General features: G+C 61.0%; 17 protein-coding genes. 8 read left to right on the top strand and 9 right to left on the bottom strand.

The features are described from left to right. Window positions 1-56 precede the first annotated feature (56 nt). Window positions 57-944 carry a LysR family transcriptional regulator gene (locus QMK47_RS02510; RefSeq protein ID WP_003196722.1) on the bottom strand — a complete coding sequence of 296 codons (888 nt, stop codon included), beginning with the start codon at window positions 942-944 and terminating at the stop codon, window positions 57-59. Between the two features lie 133 nt (window positions 945-1,077). Here QMK47_RS02510 and lysM point away from each other — a divergent pair, with 133 nt between their 5' ends. Continuing rightward, on the top strand, window positions 1,078-1,518 hold the full coding sequence (gene lysM / locus QMK47_RS02515) for a peptidoglycan-binding protein LysM (protein WP_253470944.1): 441 nt from the start codon (window positions 1,078-1,080) through the stop codon (window positions 1,516-1,518). Window positions 1,519-2,104: 586 nt separating this feature from the next. Here lysM and yrfG read toward each other — a convergent pair. Beyond that, window positions 2,105-2,767: a GMP/IMP nucleotidase gene (gene yrfG / locus QMK47_RS02520; RefSeq protein WP_214510974.1), complete on the bottom strand. Its 663-nt coding sequence runs from the start codon at window positions 2,765-2,767 to the stop codon at window positions 2,105-2,107. Between the two features lie 88 nt (window positions 2,768-2,855). Between yrfG and nudE the strand changes: the two genes are divergently transcribed. Next, window positions 2,856-3,422, top strand: coding sequence for an ADP compounds hydrolase NudE (gene nudE, locus QMK47_RS02525; protein ID WP_003196729.1), 567 nt, complete (start codon window positions 2,856-2,858; stop codon window positions 3,420-3,422). Beyond that, entirely contained in the window at window positions 3,419-4,246 is an 828-nt protein-coding gene (cysQ, locus tag QMK47_RS02530) for a 3'(2'),5'-bisphosphate nucleotidase CysQ (RefSeq protein ID WP_214510972.1), read from the top strand. Before nudE ends, cysQ begins: the two co-directional genes overlap by 4 nt. A 150-nt stretch (window positions 4,247-4,396) precedes the next feature. Here cysQ and QMK47_RS02535 read toward each other — a convergent pair whose 3' ends face one another. The 7 genes from QMK47_RS02535 to rfbB all read right to left on the bottom strand — a co-directional run bounded on the left by QMK47_RS02535 (window position 4,397) and on the right by rfbB (window position 11,532). Next, entirely contained in the window at window positions 4,397-4,852 is a 456-nt protein-coding gene (locus QMK47_RS02535) for a thioesterase domain-containing protein (RefSeq protein ID WP_258690183.1), read from the bottom strand. A gap of 37 nt (window positions 4,853-4,889) precedes the next feature. After that, on the bottom strand, window positions 4,890-6,281 hold the full coding sequence (locus QMK47_RS02540; protein WP_258690184.1) for a sigma-54-dependent transcriptional regulator: 1,392 nt from the start codon (window positions 6,279-6,281) through the stop codon (window positions 4,890-4,892). Then, window positions 6,278-8,086 (bottom strand): sensor histidine kinase, encoded by a 1,809-nt coding sequence (locus QMK47_RS02545; protein WP_072342767.1) that lies wholly within the window; start codon window positions 8,084-8,086, stop codon window positions 6,278-6,280. Before QMK47_RS02545 ends, QMK47_RS02540 begins: the two co-directional genes overlap by 4 nt. Before the next feature lie 71 nt (window positions 8,087-8,157). Next, entirely contained in the window at window positions 8,158-9,039 is an 882-nt protein-coding gene (gene rfbD / locus QMK47_RS02550) for a dTDP-4-dehydrorhamnose reductase (protein ID WP_320389763.1), read from the bottom strand. Next, a complete protein-coding gene (rfbC, locus tag QMK47_RS02555; protein WP_253470954.1) occupies window positions 9,036-9,581 on the bottom strand; it encodes a dTDP-4-dehydrorhamnose 3,5-epimerase in 546 nt (181 codons plus the stop codon). The genes rfbD and rfbC overlap by 4 nt, the downstream gene beginning before the upstream one ends. Further along, window positions 9,578-10,453 carry a glucose-1-phosphate thymidylyltransferase RfbA gene (gene rfbA / locus QMK47_RS02560; RefSeq protein ID WP_253470956.1) on the bottom strand — a complete coding sequence of 292 codons (876 nt, stop codon included), beginning with the start codon at window positions 10,451-10,453 and terminating at the stop codon, window positions 9,578-9,580. Before rfbA ends, rfbC begins: the two co-directional genes overlap by 4 nt. Then, window positions 10,450-11,532, bottom strand: a complete 1,083-nt coding sequence (gene rfbB / locus QMK47_RS02565; RefSeq protein WP_253470958.1) for a dTDP-glucose 4,6-dehydratase — start codon at window positions 11,530-11,532, stop codon at window positions 10,450-10,452. Before rfbB ends, rfbA begins: the two co-directional genes overlap by 4 nt. 209 nt (window positions 11,533-11,741) lie before the next feature. Between rfbB and QMK47_RS02570 the strand changes: the two genes are divergently transcribed. The 5 genes from QMK47_RS02570 to QMK47_RS02590 all read left to right on the top strand — a co-directional run bounded on the left by QMK47_RS02570 (window position 11,742) and on the right by QMK47_RS02590 (window position 18,969). Then, the gene (locus QMK47_RS02570) at window positions 11,742-14,654 is read left to right on the top strand and encodes an aminotransferase (protein WP_320389764.1); all 2,913 of its coding nucleotides are present in this window, start codon (window positions 11,742-11,744) and stop codon (window positions 14,652-14,654) included. Between the two features lie 254 nt (window positions 14,655-14,908). After that, window positions 14,909-16,015 (top strand): agmatine deiminase, encoded by a 1,107-nt coding sequence (gene aguA / locus QMK47_RS02575; RefSeq protein ID WP_320389765.1) that lies wholly within the window; start codon window positions 14,909-14,911, stop codon window positions 16,013-16,015. 242 nt (window positions 16,016-16,257) lie between these two features. Then, on the top strand, window positions 16,258-16,458 hold the full coding sequence (locus QMK47_RS02580) for a hypothetical protein (RefSeq protein WP_053177657.1): 201 nt from the start codon (window positions 16,258-16,260) through the stop codon (window positions 16,456-16,458). Between the two features lie 303 nt (window positions 16,459-16,761). Continuing rightward, window positions 16,762-17,433: a DsbA family protein gene (locus QMK47_RS02585; protein ID WP_320389766.1), complete on the top strand. Its 672-nt coding sequence runs from the start codon at window positions 16,762-16,764 to the stop codon at window positions 17,431-17,433. A 249-nt stretch (window positions 17,434-17,682) separates the two neighbouring features. After that, entirely contained in the window at window positions 17,683-18,969 is a 1,287-nt protein-coding gene (locus QMK47_RS02590) for an OprD family porin (protein WP_320389767.1), read from the top strand. Window positions 18,970-19,349 lie beyond the last annotated feature (380 nt).

A 19,349-nucleotide genomic window follows, 5' to 3' on the forward strand; every position in this document is an offset into this window, starting at 1 on the left:
TGCGGCAATCTGCCACGTCTAATCGCTATTACTGATCTCTCAATAGATGACGTCGATCAAGAAGTCGTCGATGATTTCTGGTAAAGGGCAAAACAGGCCTCTGCCAAGGCCGAACGTGGGGCGCCGCGCCGCATGATCAGGCCCAGCGGGACTAAGGTCTGCGCGCTTTCGATAGGCTGGATGCGCAAATCTTCGGTCAGCACATTCAGGCCGCTGTCCAAGGGCATCACCGCGCAACACAGTCCGCCGTGCACAGCTTGTAACAATTGGTGCACCGCGTCGGTTTGCAACAGCGGTTGAGGCGTGAGGCCCCGGCTGTGGAAGTTGTGGTCGATGGATTGGCGAAAATGCATGCCGCTGGTGAGCATGCCCAGGGGCAGTTCGATCAGCGCTTCCCAGCTCAGCGGTTGTTCGCCGAAAAAGAAAAAGCGCTGGTCGTAGAGCAGGCCCATGCGGGTGTGGCTGAAGGGCAGGGCTTCGAAGCGTTCGTTGTCCAGGCGTTCCAGGTAGGAAATACCCAGGTCGATACGGTTGTTCGCCAACTGTTCGAGGATGCGTTCGGAGCTCAGGGACGACAATTCGAAACGCAGGCTGGGGTGCTCGGCGTGCAAGCGCTGCATCATCGCCAGCGGGTCGAAGTCCGACAACGGCACCACGCCCAGGCGCAGCGTACCCACCAGGTTGCCACGACAGGCCGCCGCTTCGGCCTGCAGCCCGTCATAGGCCGCCAGCACCGTGCGCGCCCAGGCCAGTACCCGTTCCCCCGGCGCGGTAAAACCTTCAAAGCGCTGGCCGCGATTGACCAGTGGCAGGTCGAGTTCTTCTTCAAGGCTGCGCAGGCGCATCGACAGGGTCGGCTGGGTGATGTGGCAGCGTGCGGCGGCTTGGCCGAAGTGGCGGGTTTCGTCGAGCGCGATGAGAAATTTCAGCTGCTTGATGTCCATCTTCGCTCCAGGGCGCAGGAAGGTTCGGATTCTAGCGCTTGCGCGTGGCGGGGTCATTGGTCGGTTGGGAACCGGGTTCGTTTCGCCTGGTCTAGTCTTTGCGTCTGGACACTTAAATCAAGGAGCGTGTGCCATGAGTATCTTTAGCTTTGTGAAGGAAGCCGGTGAAAAGCTGATCGATCTGCTGACCCCCGGCAATGCCAATGCCGGCGAACAACTGAAAGCGCATATTGAAAAGGTCGGCCTGGGTAATCCGAATGTCCAGGCGACCATCGACGGCGACAAAGTCATCGTCACCGGTGAAGTCGCGAGCCAGGAAGAAAAGGAAAAGATCCTGTTGGCGGTGGGCAATATCGCCGGTGTCGGCAGTGTCGACGACCAGATCACGGTGACTGGCCCGGTAGCACAGGCGGCGCGTTTCGTGACCGTGAAGAAGGGCGACACACTCAGCGCCATCTCCAAGGCCGAGTACGGCGACGCGAACAAGTACAACAAGATCTTCGAGGCCAACAAGCCGATGCTGTCGCATCCGGACAAGATCTATCCGGGGCAGGTGTTGCGTATCCCCGAGTAACCTTCAGGCCTGTGGTGCCTTCATCGCGAGCAAGCTCGCTCCCACACTGGATCTGTGGCGAACAAAGATCCCCCTGTGGGAGCGAGCTTGCTCGCGATGGCGGCCTGATAGCTGGCTGGGATTTTGTTGATCGGGTACATATCCATTGCTGCGGTAACGGCCGCTTAGGGTTCCGCCCTTACGGCGGCTCACTTTTGAAGAGCGCAAAAGTAAGCAAAACGCTTTTGCCCCACCACTCGGTGCCTCGCTTAGGCTCGGCATGCCCTCACTCCGGCATTGCTCCGTGGGCCCGCCGCGAAGGGCCATCCATGGCCCAGCGCGGCTATCCCGGCATCCATGCCGGGATGCCCACTGCGCAATACCTGCGTTCGGCCAGCGTGGTTAACGGGGCGCCGAGATCAACGTCCACGCCGAGGCGGCCTAACAGCCGACCTGATTCTCCCGGTCGTACACCCATCAGCTCTGTTTGAGCAGGACCTGTGGGAGCGAGCTTGCTCGCGAGGCGGCCTGACAGCCGGCCTATTTCTCCGGCCGTGCCCCGATCCAACTGTGGGAGCGAGCTTGCTCGCGATGAATACCGCGCGGTTCAAAGCCCGGCAATCAAGTCCCGATAATCCCCCAACGCGTCAAACTCCCCTGTGTCCTTCGGCCCTTTGCGGCTATCCGGCTCGCTCACGGCCAGCAAGTGCGCCACGCCGAAGTCCCGGGCGCTGCGCAGCACCGGCAGGGTGTCGTCGATGAACAGGCTGCGGGCCGGGTCGAAATTCAAGTCGGCTTGCAGCGCGTCCCAGAATTGCGGGTTTTCCTTGGGGAAGCCGTAGTCGTGGGAGCTGATCAGGCGGTCGAAGTAAGGGGCCAGTTCGATGCGCTCCAGCTTCAGGGACAATGAATCGCGGTGGGCGTTGGTGATCATCACCACGCGCTTGCCGGCCCGCTGGATCGCTGCCAGGAAGGTATCGGCGTCCGGGCGCAAGGCGATCAGGTGCGCGGTTTCCAGCTTCAGTTCGCGTACCGGCAGTTTCAGCTCGGCGCTCCAGAAATCCAGGCAATACCATTGCAACTGGCCGGCGTTGCGCTCGAACAGCGGCTGCAGCTCCATCTCGGCCATCGCCCGGCTCACGCCATGCAGTTCGGCGTAGCGCTGGGGCAGGTGTTCGAGCCAGAAATGGTTGTCGTAATGCAGGTCCAGCAGGGTGCCGTCCATGTCCAGCAGAACCGTATCGATCTCATGCCAGGGCAGCAAAGCCATAAAACTTCTCCAGCGGTAATCGGATATCCGACACAAACAATCAGAATAGGCCGGGTATAGTAGCCCGCTATCGCCCAGGGAGCCGTTTATGCGCCAGAAACCCACCATACTCGATCGCCAGATCGTCGCTACCAGCCGCCTGTTTTGCGTGGAAGAACTGAAATTGCGGTTTTCCAACGGTGTTGAGCGCACCTATGAACGTCTGGCGAGCAAGGGGGCGGGCTATGGCGCGGTGATGATCGTGGCGATGCTCGATGCCGACCACGCTGTGTTGGTGGAAGAGTATTGCGGGGGTACCGACGCCTACGAACTGTCCCTGCCCAAGGGCTTGATCGAGCCAGGTGAAGATGTGCTGGCGGCGGCCGAACGGGAGCTCAAGGAAGAGGCCGGTTTCGGTGCGCGTCAGTTGGAACACCTGACCGAACTGTCGCTGTCCCCCGGCTACATGAGCCAGAAGATCCAGGTGGTGCTGGCAACCGATCTGTATGAAGAACGGCTGGAGGGTGACGAGCCCGAGCCGATGCGCGTGGACAAGGTCAACCTGCGTGAGCTGTCGGCCCTGGCACAGAACCCGCAGTTCACCGAGGGTCGGGCCTTGGCGGCGCTGTACCTGGCCCGTGACCTGCTGACCCAGCGTGGAGCGTTCCTGTCATGACTTTCCCTCATCCGTTGATGGCCCCTGTAGTCGAGCTGGCGCTCCAGGCCGGTGAAGCGATCCTGCCGTTCTGGCGCGCCAACGTGCAGGTCAACCACAAGGCCGACGAGTCGCCGGTGACCGCCGCAGACATGGCCGCTCATGATGTGATCGTGGCCGGGCTGATGGCGCTGGCCCCGGATATTCCGATCCTCTCCGAAGAAGACGCCGATATTGCCCAAAGCGTGCGCGCCGGCTGGCATCGCTGGTGGTTGGTAGACCCGCTGGATGGTACCAAGGAGTTCATTTCCGGCAGCGAGGAGTTCACCGTCAACATCGCGTTGGTGGAGCAGGGCCGTGTGGTGTTCGGCGTGGTATCGATGCCCACCAATGGACGCTTTTACGTCGGTGGCGCAGGGCTGGGTGCCTGGCGTGGCGACAAGGGCGGCGTACCTTTGCCTATCGCGGTTCGTGACGTCCTGGCCCCAGGTGAAGTTTTTACCGTGGTCGCCAGTCGTCGGCACACCAGCCCGGAGCAGGAACGCCTGCTGGATGGCTTGAGCGGGAGCCTGGGTGAGCTGCAACTGACCAGTATTGGCAGTTCGTTGAAGTTTTGCCTGGTGGCTGAAGGCGCGGCGGATTGTTATCCACGGCTGGCGCCGACCTCCCAGTGGGACACCGCTGCCGCCCAGGGTGTATTGGAAGGTGCGGGTGGCGAGGTGTTGGACTTGAGCGGCGAACCGTTCTGTTATCCACCGCGTGAGTCGCTGTTGAATACATCGTTCCTGGCGTTGCCGGCGAAAGCGGCGTGGCGTGCAAAACTGCTGGAGCTTGCTCGCTCTTAAGCTTGGCTCGATCCTTTGTGGCAAGGGGATTGTGGGAGCAAAGCTTGCTCGCGATACAGGCGCCTCGATCTCTGAAAGACCGCAGCGCATCCATCGCGGGCAAGCCTTGCTCCCACACAGCGATACCTCGCCACAGGGGTATGCAGTGTTTTAGCGGTGCAACACGTACTGCCCCTCGAACTGCACCGCCACGTCCTCGCTGCCGGTATTCATCACCCGCGTCTGCAACGCCAGCCGCGCCCGTCCGTAACGCCGGTAGGTGGCCAGGAAGCGCTTCCAGACCTTTTCCTCGGGGGCTTTGCAGACGACGGTCGCATCGCGGGTCACCGGCAGCGGATAACTGATTTGCCCTTCCTGAATCACGATATGCCCGTCTTCGATGCTTTCCTCGCGCAGGGCCAGGTGCAGCCAGCCCCAGCCGCCGAGCACCGCGCCGCAATACAGGCTGCCACCGAACATGGTGCTCTTGTGGTTGACGTTGGCTGCAAGCGGCAAGGACAGGCGCAGTTGTCGGGCCTGCCAATCGAGCACCTTGAGGCCCATGTCCCGGGTCAAGGGGATGTCGTGGTGCAGGATCGATTCCAGGTAACGACTGTCGCGGTTCATTGCGGGGCCTTTTGCTTGAACGGGAAATGACGATAACTCAATCGGACTCATCGGCCGAACCATGGCTGCTGTCGCCGAAGTGCAGCCCATGTTTGCGTAACTTGTCGTGCAAGGTCTTGCGTGGAATGCCCAAGGCTTCGGCCAGGCTGCGCACCGAGCTGTGGGGGCGGGCCAGTTCGGCGGCGATCAGGGTTTTCTCGAAGTTTTCCACCTGCTCGCTCAAGCCGCCACTGACCACTTCCACCGGTGCGCCGGGGCTGCCGTCGGGCGCGGCGTTATCCAGGGCCAGTTCCAGGCCCAGGGCAAAACGTTCGGCGGCGTTCTGCAGTTCCCGCACATTGCCCGGCCAACTGTGGCGCAGCAGCAGCGCCCGTTGTGCCGGTTGCAATTCATGGGACGGCAGCCCGTGGCGAGCGCTGGCTTCGTCGGCGAAATGCTGGAACAGCATCAGCGCATCTTCACCCCGTTCACGCAAGGGCGGTATGCGCAGCGGCGCGACGTTCAGGCGGTAATACAGGTCGGCGCGAAAACGCCCCTGGTCGGCGGCCTGGCGCAGGTCTTCCTTGGTGGCGGCGATCACGCGGATATCCAGCGGGATCTGTTGATTGCCCCCCAGCCGCTCCACTACGCGCTCTTGCAGCAGGCGCAGCAGCTTGACCTGGACATCCAGGCTCATGCTTTCGATTTCATCCAGGAACAGCGTACCGCCGTTGGCGAATTCGAATTTGCCGATACGACGCTTCTGCGCGCCGGTAAAAGCGCCGGGTTCGTGGCCGAACAGCTCGCTTTCCACCACCGACTCGGCCAGGGCCCCGGCGTTGATCGCCACGAAGGGGCCGTTGCGCCGGCCTGAAAGATCGTGCAATGCACGGGCGACCACTTCCTTGCCGGCTCCGGTTTCACCGAGGATCAGCACGTCGGCGCGGGTGGCGGCCAATGCACCGATCTGCTCGCGCAGGCGCAACATGGGTGTCGATTGGCCGACCAGGCGGGCGCTGAGTTCATGGCGATCGCTCAGGGCCAGGCGCAGGCTGCGGTTGTCCAGCACCAGCCGGCGCAAGGCCAGGGCGCGGCGTACGCTGTCGAGCAAATGATCGCTGGCGAAAGGTTTTTCCAGGAAGTCATAGGCTCCGGCGCGCATTGCCTGCACCGCCAGTGGCACGTCGCCGTGGCCGGTGATCAGCAGCACCGGCAGCTCTGAGTCCTGGGCGTGGAGTTCGCCCAGCAGTTCGAGACCATCCATGCCTGGCATGCGAATATCGCTGACCACCACGCCCGGCCAGTCACGGGGCAGTTGCGCGGCCACACCCTTGGCTTCGGCCAGCGGCAGGATTTTCAGGCCCGCCAGGTCGAGGGTCTGGCTCAGGGCCTGACGCAAATGGGGATCGTCGTCGATCAGCACCACCTCAATCCGGTTGTCGATGGTCATACACTTCGGTCCTCGGACGGTTGCAGGCTCACCCCGGGGGCTCCAGCGCGCAGTTTCAGGGTGATCAGGGCGCCGCCTTCCTTGTGGTTGGCGAACGACAGTTCGCCGCCAAAGGCGCGCATCAGGGTGTCGCAGATCGCCAGCCCCAGGCCAAGGCCCTGGGTGCGGGTCTTGGTGGTGTAGAAGGGTTCGCCGGCGCGGCCCAGGGCTTCCATGCAAAACCCCGGGCCGTTATCGCGGATGTACAGGTTGACGCCGGTTTCGGTGGCCTGGGCACTGAGCCAGAGTTTGCGCGGTGGGCCTTTCTCGGTGAGCGCATCGAGGGCGTTGGCCAGCAGGTTGCCGAGTACCTGGCGCAAGCGGGTTTCGCCGGCCTCCACCCACAGCGTGGCGGCCGGCAAGTCGCGGATCAGTTCCACTTCCATGCTGCGCCGGCGTTTGGCGAGCAGCGCCAGGGCGTCGTCCAGCGCCGGTTGCAGAGCGACGCTTTCCGGCGCATGTCGATCGCGGCGGGCGAAGGCGCGCAGGTGGGCGATGATCGAGGCCATGCGCCCGGTCAGTTCGCTGATCAGCTTGAGGTTGCCCCGGGCGTCTTCGGTGCGTTGGTGATCGAGCAAAATCTCGGCGTTTTCCGCGTAACTGCGAATCGCTGCCAGCGGTTGGTTGAGTTCGTGGCTGATACTCGCCGACATGGTGCCCAGGGCCGACAGCTTGCCGGCCTGTACCAGGTCATCCTGGGCACGGACCAACTCTTGCTGAGCCTGTTCGCGCTCCAGCACTTCCTGCTTCAACCGTCGGTTCAGTCCTTCCAGGTCGCTGGTGCGCTCGGCCACTCGGCCTTCCAATTCGTGACGGGCCTTGGCTTCGAAGGCGATTCGATCCAGGTAGTGGCGCCTGCGTTGCATCATCAGCCCGAGCAACAGCATCAAGACCAGCAAGGCCGCGCCACCGATGGCGACCACGGTGCGCACTGGACGATCAATCAACGTGCGCGGGGCGAGAATGCTTACGCTCCAGCCGGTTTCCTCGATGGACTGGGTCTGGGTCAGCCAGGCGTTGGCGTTCAGGTTCAGCGGCTTGGGCTCGCGGGTCGGATACGGCTGTACCGCGCTGATGGCCTCGCGCTCGGCGTCATTCAAAGGCCGGGTCGCGCGAAATCGCCATTCCTGTCGCGACGTGAGGATGACCACGCCGTTGTGGTCGGTCACCAGTAATTGTTCGGGAGTCTTGCCCCACAGGCTTTCGGTGTGGTCGAGGTCGACCTTGACCACCAGCACGCCGATGACTTTTTCGCGGTCGCGCACGGCGGCGGCAAAGAAATAACCGCGTTTGGCCGATGTCGTGCCGAGGCCGAAGAAGCGGCCCAGGTGTCCGGCCATGGCTTCGATGAAGTACGGCCGGAAGGCGAAATTGCGTCCGACGAAACTGTCGTGTTTGTCCCAGTTCGACGCGGCCAGGGTCTTGCCGGAAGGGTCCATCAGGTACATGACTTCGGCGCCGGTCTGGGCGCTGATGTTTTTCAGCAGCCGGTTGGCATTGCCTTGGGTCACGCCATCGTCCGGTGCCGACAAGGCGGCGCGCAAGGCCGGCAGGTCGCCGAGAATCTGTGGCAGCACCTCATAACGGTGCAGCGTGCCCAACAGGTTGGCGACGTAGAGGTCCAGGGTCTGGCGGTTCTGCCCGGCCAGCTCGCTGCGGTAATAACGTTCGGCCAGGTGTTCCAACGGCCACAGCAAGGGCGCCAGGCACAGCGCGAGCAAGGCCAGGCTGCGCCAACGGGGTCTGCGGGGAAGGGTGGAATTCATGAGCCTCGGACGCCTGTGGTGACAGGCGTATTATGCCTAGTTGCCTTGCAAATACTATTTGTAAGGCAGTACTAGGCTTGTCCGGCAAGGCACTGCTGCAACGCGCTTTGCCAGTCCGGTTGGCTCACTCCCCACTCCTTGAGCAGGCGCGTGCAATCCAGGCGGGAGTTAAGTGGCCGCGGGGCTGGAGTCGGATAGGCGCTGGATTCAATGGGCTCCAGCTGCGCACACGGTTTGTGCCGATCGAGCAGGTTTTCGCCGATGGCCTGGGCGAAACCGAACCAGGACGTCTCGCCCCGGGCTGTCAGGTGATAGGTGCCCCAGGCGCCGGGTTGGCCGGCCTGCCAGCGCTCGATCAATTTCGCGGTGCTGTCGGCAATGGTGCCGGCCCAGGTCGGTGCGCCGACCTGGTCGGCGACCACCCGCAGCTGCGGTTTTTCCTGTAACAGGCGTTGCATGGTCAACAGGAAGTTGCGGCCCTCGGTGGAGTACACCCAACTGGTGCGCAGAATCAGGTGCTGGCCACCAACCTGGCGGATGGCATTTTCGCCGGCCAGCTTGCTGCGTCCGTAGACACTCAGTGGGTTGGGCGTGTCGTCCTCGGTGTAGGGGGCAGGTTTGAGGCCATCGAAGACGTAGTCGGTGGAGTAATGAATCAGCGGGACGCCCAGCGCAACCGCTGCCTGGGCCAGGATGCCCGGCGCCGTGGCATTGATGGCGAACGCCCGCTCCGGTTCACTTTCGGCCTGATCGACGGCCGTGTGGGCGGCGGCATTGATGATCAGGCCGGGCTTGAGGGCTTCGATGGGGGCACGCAGGGAATCCGGTTGTGCCAGGTCGAGCTGGTCGCTGCCGCGTACAGTCAACTCGCCCAGGCCGCTCAGGCGCGATTGGAGCGCCCGGGAAACCTGGCCATTCTGGCCGATGATCAGGATACGCAAGGGGGCACTCATGGGAACAGGTCGGCCTCGTGCAGGGCTTTGCCATTCAGGTCCTTGGCCGAGAGGATCGGCGCGCCTTCGAACTCCCAATCGATGGCCAACTGCGGATCGTCCCAGCGAATGCAGCGCTCGGCCGAGGGTGCGTAGTAATCAGTGGTCTTGTAGAGGAAGTCCGCTGATTCGCTCAGTACGACGAAACCGTGGGCAAACCCTGGCGGAATCCATAGTTGTCGCGGAATCTGCGCCGAGAGACGCATGGCGGTCCATTGACCGAAGTTAGGAGAGCTGCGGCGGATATCTACTGCCACATCCAGCACCTCCCCCGCAGTGACCCGTACCAGTTTCCCTTGAGCTTGTTCGATTTGATAGTGCAGGCCACGCAGCACGCCCCTGGTCGAGCGTGAGTGGTTATCCTGGACGAACTGCAGGGTAGAGCCGGTCGCCTTGGCAAACGCTTGGGCATTGAAACTTTCGTAGAAAAATCCCCGGTCGTCGCCGAAGACCTTTGGTTCGATGATCAAGACTTCTGGCAAACGGGTGGGGATGACATTCATCGTGTTTCTCCGGCGATATTGAACAAGTACTGACCGTAGCCGGTCTTGCCAAAATACTGGGCGCGTTCAAGGACGTGTTCGCGGCTGACCCAACCTTGCTGGTAGGCAATTTCTTCCAGGCACGCCACTTTCAGGCCTTGGCGATGTTCGATGGTCTGCACGTATTGCGAGGCTTCCAGCAGGCTGTCGTGAGTGCCGGTGTCCAGCCAGGCGAAACCACGGCCGAAGCGCTCGACGTGCAGGTCGCCGCGTTGCAGGTAGACATTGTTTACGTCGGTGATTTCCAGTTCGCCGCGCTTGGACGGCTTGATGCCCTTGGCGATCTCGATCACGTCGTTATCGTAGAAATACAGGCCGGTCACCGCGTAGCTGGATTTGGGCGTGGTGGGTTTTTCTTCGATGGACATCGCCCGTCCTTCGGTATCGAAGTCGATCACGCCAAAACGCTCAGGGTCCTTGACCCAGTAGCCGAACACCGTCGCGCCACTCTGCCGGTTGACGGCGGTCTGCAATTGCTCGCCAAAATGCTGACCGTGGAAAATGTTGTCGCCCAGGATCAGGCACACCGAGTCGCTGCCAATGAATTGTTCGCCAATCAGGAACGCCTGGGCCAGGCCATCGGGGGTCGGCTGCTCGGCGTAGCTGAACTGCACGCCAAACTGATGACCGTCGCCCAAGAGGGCGCGGTATTGCGGCAGATCCTGCGGGGTGGAAATCACCAATATTTCCTTGATGCCGGCGAGCATCAGCACCGAGATCGGGTAATAAATCATCGGTTTGTCATAAACCGGCAAGAGTTGCTTGGAAACCCCAAGGGTGATCGGGTGCAAGCGTGTGCCGGAACCGCCGGCCAGAACAATGCCTTTCATCATGCCATTGCATCCTTGTTGTCGAGCGAGCCCAGGCGCTCGCCTTGATAGCTGCCGTCCTGGACACGTTGGCACCACAGCAGGTTTTCGAGGTACCACTGCACGGTCTTGCGCAGCCCGGTCTCAAAGGTTTCCCGTGGTGTCCAGCCCAGTTCCCGTTCGATCTTGCTGGCGTCGATGGCGTAGCGCAGGTCGTGGCCTGGGCGATCCTGGACGAAGCTGATCAGGTCGGCATAGTGCTCGACCCCTTCGGGCTTGCGTGGCGCCAGTTCTTCGAGCAGCGCGCAGATGCTGCGCACTACGTCGATGTTTTTCTGCTCGTTGTGCCCGCCAATGTTGTAAGTCTCGCCGACCATGCCTTCTGTGACGACCTTGAGCAGTGCACGGGCATGATCTTCGACAAACAGCCAGTCGCGCACTTGCTGGCCGTCGCCATAGACCGGCAACGGCTTGCCGGCCAGCGCGTTGAGAATCACCAGTGGTATGAGCTTCTCGGGGAAGTGAAACGGCCCGTAGTTATTGGAGCAGTTGGTCAACAGCACGGGCAAACCGTAGGTGCGCTGCCAGGCGCGGACCAGGTGGTCGGACGCTGCCTTGCTCGCCGAGTACGGTGAGCTTGGGGCATAGGCGGTGGTCTCGGTGAACAGGTCATCCACACCGTGCAGGTCGCCATACACTTCGTCGGTGGAAATGTGGTGGAATCGAAACGCGCTTTTCTGCGGCTCGGGCAGGGCCTGCCAATAGGCTCGAGTGGCTTCCAGCAGGCTGTAGGTGCCCACGATATTGGTCTGGATGAAGTCCGCCGGGCCATCAATGGAGCGGTCTACATGGGACTCGGCCGCCAGATGCATGATGGCGTCAGGCTTGAATCGCGCCAGCACTGCACTGACGGTAGATTGATCGACGATATCGGCCTGGACGAATTCGTAGCGGCTGTCGTGATCGATGCTGCTCAGCGATTCGAGATTGCCAGCATAGGTCAGCTTGTCGAGGTTCAGGACCTGGTGTCCGGTATCAAGAATCAAGTGCCGTATGAGCGCCGAGCCGATGAAGCCAGCACCGCCAGTGATGAGAATGCGCATCCAGTTAAGCCTTTTTCCATGGAACGACAAAGTATAGAAGCATAGCTTGTCGGCATGGCTGGGGCGGTGCAAGCGAATATCTCATGGATACATCCTCCCCACACAGCTTCCCAGGAGGGTTGTGCATATTTTTGAACAGGAGGGGTTGCTTATCCCCCGACTCAGTGGCGTGATAGTCATCCGAACAAAACCACCTCAGGGGTCGTTGTATGCCGCTCACTACGTTGGTTCACCGTGCCAGTTTGCCAAGCCCACAGATCAGCGCCGAGCAGGCGTTGGTGCTGTTGCGCTTGAATTACGGACTCAGCGGCGACCTGCGACCCCTTGGCAGCAACCAGGACCTCAATTACCGAGTCGACAGCGAGCGCGGGCGCTTTGTGTTGAAAATTTGCCACGGCGACTACGCTGTCCAGGAACTCCAGGCCCAACACGCTGCCCTCAAGCAGTTGGCCGGGCACGGCGCGGTGAAGGTGCCGCGGGTGATTACCGCCAGCAACGGCCAGGACCTGCTGACATTGGACGTCGACGGCCAAGCGGTCCATATGCGACTGCTGGAGTACATCGACGGCCAGTCCCTCACGCAGCTCAAACACCTGCCGCCTGAGTTGGTGACCGGCCTGGGCCGCCTGTGCGCGGAAATGGACCTGGCCCTGGCGACATTCGACCACCCAGGCCTGGATCGCACCCTGCAATGGGACGCGCGCCACGCTCCCGCCCTGGTCGATCATCTGTTGCCTGTCATCGACGACGATCAGCGGCGGCAACTGATCGCCGAGGTCGCGCAACAGGCCGAGCGGCGCTTGCAGCCGCTCAAGGCCAGCCTGCCGGTGCAGGCGATCCACATGGACATCACCGATGACAACGTGGTCTGGCAGCGCGATGCCCAGCGCCAATGGCAATTGCAGGGCGTCATCGATTTCGGCGACCTGATCCGCACCTGGCGCATCACCGACTTGTCGGTGACGTGTGCGGCCCTGCTGCACCACGCCGACGGCGATCCATTCTTCATCTTGCCGGCGATCAAGGCCTACCAGGCAGTCAACCCCTTGCAACGCGAAGAACTGTTGGCGCTGTGGCCACTGATCGTGGCACGCGCCGCGGTACTGGTGCTCAGCGGTGAGCAGCAGGTTTCCATTGACCCGGACAACCAATACAGCCGCGACAACCTGGCCCATGAGTGGGAGATTTTCCGGGTCGCGCACTCGGTGCCCTTCGAACTGATGGAAGCGGCGATTCTCACCGCCGTCGGCCACAGCCTGCCGCCCATCGCCAGCGAAGGCTTTGCGCCGCTGTTGCCGACCTTGGTGGGGCGTGAGTTCGCGCTGATTGACCTGGGTGTACTGAGCCCGCATTTCGAGGCCGGCAATTGGGAGCAACCGGGGATCGACCAGCGCTTGTTGAGCGAGGCCGCGGGCCTTCATGGCCTGGCCGCCAGCCGCTACGGGCAATACCGGTTATCCCGCACTCGGCCGGATAGCGCCGTCGAACCCGATACTTATCCACTGCACGTGGAGTTGAGCGTTCCTCGGGGGACGCCGCTCGAGTCCCCGTTCGCTGGGGTCGTGCACAAGACGGCCGACGGCCTGTTGCAGCTGGACAGCGCGCAGTTGAGCGTGCGGCTGTGGGGCGTGACGTCGCCGCTGCATTCCGGCGCGGCACTGGTCAAGGGGCAGGTGCTGGGCGAAGTGACGGGGTCGTTGCGGGTCCAGTTGTGTCGGGGCGCCCAGGTGGATCCACCACTGTTCTGCACACCTTCCAGGGCATTGGCCTGGCAGGCGCTATGCCCTTCGCCGGCGGTGCTGCTGGGGCTGGCTTGCGATGCCGAGTCGGAGATCGATCCCGAGGTGCTGCTGGCCCGTCGCGATGCGAGCTTTGCCCGTTCGCAGAAGCACTATTACGTGGATCCGCCGCGCATCGAGCGCGGCTGGCGCAATCACCTGATCGACATGCAGGGTCGCTCGTACCTGGACATGCTCAACAATGTCGCGGTGCTGGGCCATGGTCATCCACGCATGGCGGCAGTGGCTGCCCGGCAGTGGTCGCTGCTCAATACCAACTCGCGTTTCCACTATGCGGCGATCGCCGAATTTTCCGAACGCCTGCTGGCGTTGGCGCCGTCCAACATGGACCGGGTGTTCCTGGTCAACAGCGGCACCGAGGCCAACGACCTGGCGATCCGCCTGGCCTGGGCCTACAGCGGCGGGCGGGACATGCTCAGCGTATTGGAGGCCTATCACGGCTGGTCGGTGGCCGCCGATGCGGTCTCGACCTCCATCGCCGACAATCCCCAGGCGCTGAGCAGCCGCCCGGACTGGGTGCATCCGGTGACCGCACCGAACACCTATCGCGGCGAATTCCGTGGCCCCGACACTGCGCCGGACTACGTGCGCAGCGTCGAACACAACCTGGCGAAAATCGCTGAAAACAAGCGCCAGCTCGCTGGTTTCATCTGCGAACCGGTGTACGGCAACGCCGGTGGGATCGCGCTGCCGCCCGGTTACCTGAAGCAGGTCTACGCGATGGTGCGCGAGCGCGGTGGGGTCTGCATCGCCGACGAAGTACAGGTCGGTTACGGGCGCATGGGCGAGTTTTTCTGGGGCTTCGAAGAGCAAGGCGTGGTGCCGGACATCATCACCATGGCCAAGGGCATGGGCAACGGCCAGCCACTGGGTGCGGTCATTACCCGTCGAGAGATCGCCGAGGCGCTGGAAGCCGAGGGGTATTTCTTTTCGTCGGCCGGTGGCAGCCCGGTCAGCTGCCAGATCGGCATGGCGGTGCTGGATGTCATGGAAGAAGAGAACCTCTGGGAAAACGCCCGGGTGGTGGGTGGGCACTTCAAGGCCCGGCTGGTGGCCTTGATCGACCGCTATCCATTGGTCGGCGCGGTGCATGGCTCCGGGTTCTACCTGGGCGTGGAACTGATCCGCGACCGCGACACCCTGGAGCCGGCCACTGAAGAAACCACGGCGTTGTGCAACCGCCTGCGAGCGTTGGGGATCTTCATGCAACCGACCGGCGATTACCTGAACATCCTCAAGATCAAACCGCCGATGGTGACCACGCGCCAGAGCGTGGATTTCTTCGTCGATATGTTGGTGAAGGTCTTGGACGAGGGGCTGTAACTAATCTGGAACGCCAAGCTGTTCCCCGTGGGAGCGAGCTTGCTCGCGATGACGGTGTCCAAGCCAATATTGATTTGGCTGACCCACCGCTATCGTGAGCAAGCTCACTCCCACAGAGTTTCGCGCTAATTCTATAAAATCGATTTTTGTCGATGTTTGGCGCTATTTTTTGATGGGTGTTAGTTTTTCTGACTTTATTGGTCGATATTTATCGTTTATAAGGTTGCCACTGCCCATCGCCCAGGAGATGACCCATGACAACGTTGCACAGCACCCCCCGCGCGGATGGTTTCCACATGCCTGCCGAGTGGGCGACCCAGACCCAGGTCTGGATGATCTGGCCCGAGCGCCCGGACAACTGGCGCCTGGGCGGCAAGCCCGCGCAGGCCGCCCACGTAGCGGTCGCCAAGGCTATCGCCCGTTTTGAACCGGTGACCGTGGCGGTGTCTGCGGCCCAGTACGAAAATGCCCGGGCGCGTCTCGATGTGCCGAATATCCGCCTGGTGGAAATGTCCAGCGACGACGCCTGGGTTCGCGACACAGGGCCGACGTTCGTCATCAATGACAACGGCGAAGTGCGCGGTGTCGATTGGGATTTCAACGCCTGGGGCGGTTTCGACGGCGGCCTGTATGCACCGTGGAACCGTGATGCGCAAGTGGCCGACAAGATCCTTGAGATCGAGCGCAGCCCGCGTTATCGCACCGAAGGTTTTGTGCTCGAGGGCGGCTCGATCCATGTGGATGGTGAAGGCACCCTGATCACCACCGAAGAGTGCCTGCTCAACCGCAATCGCAACCCGCACTTGAGCCGTGAAGAGATCGAGGCAGTGCTCAGCGCGCAGTTGGCGGTGGACAAGATCATCTGGCTGCCGGACGGTCTGTTCAATGACGAAACCGACGGCCATGTGGATAACTTCTGCTGCTACGTGCGGCCAGGTGAAGTCCTGCTTGCCTGGACCGACGACCCGCAAGACCCGAACTACACCCGCTGCCATGCGGCGATGAAGGTGCTGCAAAACAGCACTGACGCCAAGGGACGCCCGTTCACAGTGCACAAAATGCCGATTCCGGGGCCGTTGTACGCCACCGAGGAAGAATGTGCCGGCGTCGATGCGGTGGAGGGGTCCCAAGAGCGCAACCCAACCGTGCGGCTGGCCGGTTCCTATGTGAATTTCCTGATCGTCAACGGTGGCATCATCGCCCCAAGTTTTGACGATCCGCTGGACGCGCCGGCCAGGGACATCCTGCAGAACCTGTTCCCGCAGCACGAAGTGGTTATGGTGCCAGGGCGCGAACTGTTACTGGGGGGCGGGAATATCCATTGCCTTACTCAACAGCAACCTGCACCGCGGGCAAAATGAGTGGCGATGTAACAGCTGGGTGATATCGACCGCGCCGGCTCTAGGTCGGCTGTTTTGGATCCATCCTTGCAAGCCCGCGGCCCGATTGGGTCGCGGGTTTTTTTGTGCCTGTTTATTGGCGTGGCGGATACATTGGCATAGCTCTTGTATCTGTGCTTTGGCAGTTCTGGGGAGAGAGCTGAGTTGTTTTGTCATGAACCTTGGATAAATTGGCCGCTCATCAACCAGGAGAGGGCGCTGGAATGAATATGATAAGCGAGCGCACATGCCATCCCTTGGCCGTTAATGGTGAGTCGCTTCAAGCCTTGGCGCAGTGGTTGAAATCCAACGGAACGCGTCAGATCAGAGAACCTGATCCGCGCCAGGTAATCGTTGAGCGTTACCCCGTTGGCCTGTTCAGCGAGGCGGAGCTGGAAGCGTTGTGGGATGTGATGCAAGGATAGAATTCGACGGATTGATAAAAAGCGCTGGCCGGGATGGCAGCGCTTTTTTTGTGTCCGCCGGACTTCAAATCCGCACAGAACCCTGTGGGAGCGAGCTTGCTCGCGATCGCGGTGGTTCAATAACACGGATGTCGACTGACACACTGCCATCGCGAGCAAGCTCGCTCCCACAGGGGGTAGTGTTCAAATTCAATGGGCATTCGACCGATCCACGAAACACACTGAAAACCGTTCCAGCGTTTTTCCGCAGCGCTCCAGAGACTACCCTGCTGCCATCCAATCCCCATGGTTAGCGGAGTCCCCATGACCACTCTTCATTATATCTACGACCCGCTGTGCGGCTGGTGCTACGGCGCCAAGCCGTTGGTGCAGGCCGCTCGAAGCGTATTGCCGGTGATTGCTCATGGCGGCGGCATGATGACCGGTGCCAATCGCCAGCAGGTTTCGCCGCAATTGCGCGATTACGTGATGCCCCACGACCGGCGCATCGCCGAATATTCCGGGCAACCGTTTGGCGAGGCCTATTTCGAAGGTTTGCTGCGTGACCACAGCGCCGTGTTCGATTCGGCGCCGCCGACCGCCGCCATCCTCGCTGCCGAACAGCTCGACGGCCACGGCCTGGAATTGCTCGGACGCCTGCAAACCGCACACTACGTCGAGGGCCGGCGTATCTCTGACGAAGCTGTCCTGCTGGAACTCGCTCAATCCATTGGCCTGCCAGCCCAGGCGTTCCTGGCGGCATTGCCTGCGGTTGACGTGCAGGGGCATATCAAGGCCAGTCGTACCTTGCTGGCTCAGGTCGGCGGCCAGGGTTTTCCGACCTTGGCCCTGGAGCAGGACGGCCAGTTCACGCTGATCGACATCGGCCCCTGGCTCGGCAAACCCGAGGCGTTCGCCCAATGGCTGATGCAAGCCTTGCCGGTTCAGGCCTCCACGTCATCAGCGGCCTGCGGTCTTGACGGTTGTTCGCGGTGAGCAGTTCGTAGACATTTTTTGCCTGATTACAGACGTTTCACGAAATTGACACACCGTTGAGGGCGCGACTAGGATTCGCCTACGCCTGTGGCTAACAACCATGACTCTTAAATAATAAAAAGGCCCGACACGATCACTCGTGGGCGGGCCTTTTCATTATTTCCAGGAGCAAGAGTTCGAAAAAGAGCGCAAAAGCGCCATTTCGGTTGCCCGCCACAGTGCGTATCAACCCGTACAAGGAAAATAAACATGTTGAACAAACGCATTAGTTTGATCGCACTGGGGATCTTGAGCACGACACACGCCATGGCCAACGACCAGGCGCAGTCCAAGGGGTTCGTTGAAGACAGCAGCTTGAAAGTGCTGTTGCGCAACGCTTATATCAACCGCGACTACAAAGATGGCAACGAAGACAAGGCCGAATGGGGCCAAGCGGCCATCGGTACCTTCTCGTCCGGCTTCACCCAGGGCACCGTGGGTGTCGGTGTGGATGCGTTCGGCCTGTACGCGCTGCGTCTGGACGGCGGCAAAGGCCGCAGCGGTGCGGGCGGCATCGACTTCTTCAAGCAAGGCGACAGCGGCAACGCGGCCGATGACCTGTCCAAGTTCGGGGCAGCGGTCAAGTTCCGCGTCTCCAACACCGTGCTGGCCTACGGCGACCAGATGCCGGCCCTGCCGGTGCTCAACTATGACAACTCGCGCCTGTTGCCGGAAAGCTACACCGGCACGTTGATCACCTCCAAGGAGATCAAGGGCCTGGAACTCAATGCCGGCCGCTTCACCGCTGAATCGCGCAAGAGCGCTGAAGGTCGTGACAGCGGTGGCCTGAAGTCGATCAACGTCTTGGGCGGCAGCTATCAGTTCACCGAGCAGTTCAAGGCTTCGCTCTACGCTTCGGATGTCGAAGACGTATTGAAGAAGCAATACGTGAACGCCAACTATGTGTTCCCGCTGGCCAAGGATCAGTCCCTGACCCTGGATTTCAACGGTTATCGCACCAAGCTGGACAACAGCTACGTTCGTGAAAACAACGTCACCGGCGATGACAACAAGATCTGGAGCCTGGCTGCCACCTTCGCCACGGGCCCGCACAGCTTCACGCTCGCCCATCAGCGCAGCACCGGCGACAGCAACCTGGGCTACGCCTACGGCGGCTATCAGCGCGGGCAGAATCGGGTGGGTGATGGCGGTAACACGATCTACCTGGCCAACTCCTACTGGTCCGACTTCAACGCTGAAGACGAACGCAGCTGGCAGTTGGGCTATGGCCTGGACTTCACCACCTTCGGCGTACCGGGCCTGACCTATAACGTCGCTTATGTGCGTGGCGATAACATCACCACGTCCACCAGCGAAGGCGGTACCGAGCGCGAGATCTTCAACCAGTTCAAGTACGTGGTCCAGAGCGGCCCGGCCAAGGACTTGAGCGTAAGGTTGCGCAGTTCCGTGCTGCGGGTGTCGCAGAAATCCAGCGAGTACAACGTCAGCGGTAATGAGCTGCGGGTGTTTGTGGATTATCCGATCAACGTCTTCTGATTGCTGAGTGGGTAAGTAACCCTTTAAAAAAACCTGAGCTTCGGCTCGGGTTTTTTACGGTTCAATACTTGCCCCCCCCCCCCACACACACCACCACCGAAAATAGTTGTTCGCTGTTTTGTTATTGGTGGGGTTTGTTGTGGTGAGCTGTATTTTACTGTATTTATTTTATGGGTTTTAGACTCTGGCGGGTGTCGCTTATTATTTGAGTTTATTTGGGTGGGGCTACTCTGAGTGATCATTGTGATAGGCATTTACGTTGGAAATAAATACGCTATTTGCGGTGCATTTTAATATGTTGTCTTTTAAGTTTTTTATACATATTTCGTGCTCTGTTGATTTTTTCTCAATCGTTATGCAGATAGGTCCGTAAAAACTAA

The organism is Pseudomonas sp. P9_35 (assembly GCF_034008205.1).
Classification (GTDB): Bacteria; Pseudomonadota; Gammaproteobacteria; order Pseudomonadales; family Pseudomonadaceae; genus Aquipseudomonas; species Aquipseudomonas kilonensis.

Excerpts from the sequence above, each read along its gene's own strand:
- nudE (WP_003196729.1), top strand. The coding sequence starts at position 2,856 with ATGCGCCAGAAACCCACCATACTCGATCGCCAGATCGTCGCTACCAGC.
- rfbC (WP_253470954.1), bottom strand. The coding sequence starts at position 9,581 with ATGAATGTCATCCCCACCCGTTTGCCAGAAGTCTTGATCATCGAACCA.
- QMK47_RS02585 (WP_320389766.1), top strand. The coding sequence starts at position 16,762 with ATGACCACTCTTCATTATATCTACGACCCGCTGTGCGGCTGGTGCTAC.
- rfbB (WP_253470958.1), bottom strand. The coding sequence starts at position 11,532 with ATGCGCATTCTCATCACTGGCGGTGCTGGCTTCATCGGCTCGGCGCTC.
- QMK47_RS02545 (WP_072342767.1), bottom strand. The coding sequence starts at position 8,086 with ATGAATTCCACCCTTCCCCGCAGACCCCGTTGGCGCAGCCTGGCCTTG.
- QMK47_RS02535 (WP_258690183.1), bottom strand. The coding sequence starts at position 4,852 with ATGAACCGCGACAGTCGTTACCTGGAATCGATCCTGCACCACGACATC.
- cysQ (WP_214510972.1), top strand. The coding sequence starts at position 3,419 with ATGACTTTCCCTCATCCGTTGATGGCCCCTGTAGTCGAGCTGGCGCTC.
- rfbA (WP_253470956.1), bottom strand. The coding sequence starts at position 10,453 with ATGATGAAAGGCATTGTTCTGGCCGGCGGTTCCGGCACACGCTTGCAC.
- QMK47_RS02590 (WP_320389767.1), top strand. The coding sequence starts at position 17,683 with ATGTTGAACAAACGCATTAGTTTGATCGCACTGGGGATCTTGAGCACG.
- QMK47_RS02570 (WP_320389764.1), top strand. The coding sequence starts at position 11,742 with ATGCCGCTCACTACGTTGGTTCACCGTGCCAGTTTGCCAAGCCCACAG.
- QMK47_RS02510 (WP_003196722.1), bottom strand. The coding sequence starts at position 944 with ATGGACATCAAGCAGCTGAAATTTCTCATCGCGCTCGACGAAACCCGC.
- QMK47_RS02540 (WP_258690184.1), bottom strand. The coding sequence starts at position 6,281 with ATGACCATCGACAACCGGATTGAGGTGGTGCTGATCGACGACGATCCC.
- QMK47_RS02580 (WP_053177657.1), top strand. The coding sequence starts at position 16,258 with ATGAATATGATAAGCGAGCGCACATGCCATCCCTTGGCCGTTAATGGT.
- lysM (WP_253470944.1), top strand. The coding sequence starts at position 1,078 with ATGAGTATCTTTAGCTTTGTGAAGGAAGCCGGTGAAAAGCTGATCGAT.
- aguA (WP_320389765.1), top strand. The coding sequence starts at position 14,909 with ATGACAACGTTGCACAGCACCCCCCGCGCGGATGGTTTCCACATGCCT.
- yrfG (WP_214510974.1), bottom strand. The coding sequence starts at position 2,767 with ATGGCTTTGCTGCCCTGGCATGAGATCGATACGGTTCTGCTGGACATG.
- rfbD (WP_320389763.1), bottom strand. The coding sequence starts at position 9,039 with ATGAGTGCCCCCTTGCGTATCCTGATCATCGGCCAGAATGGCCAGGTT.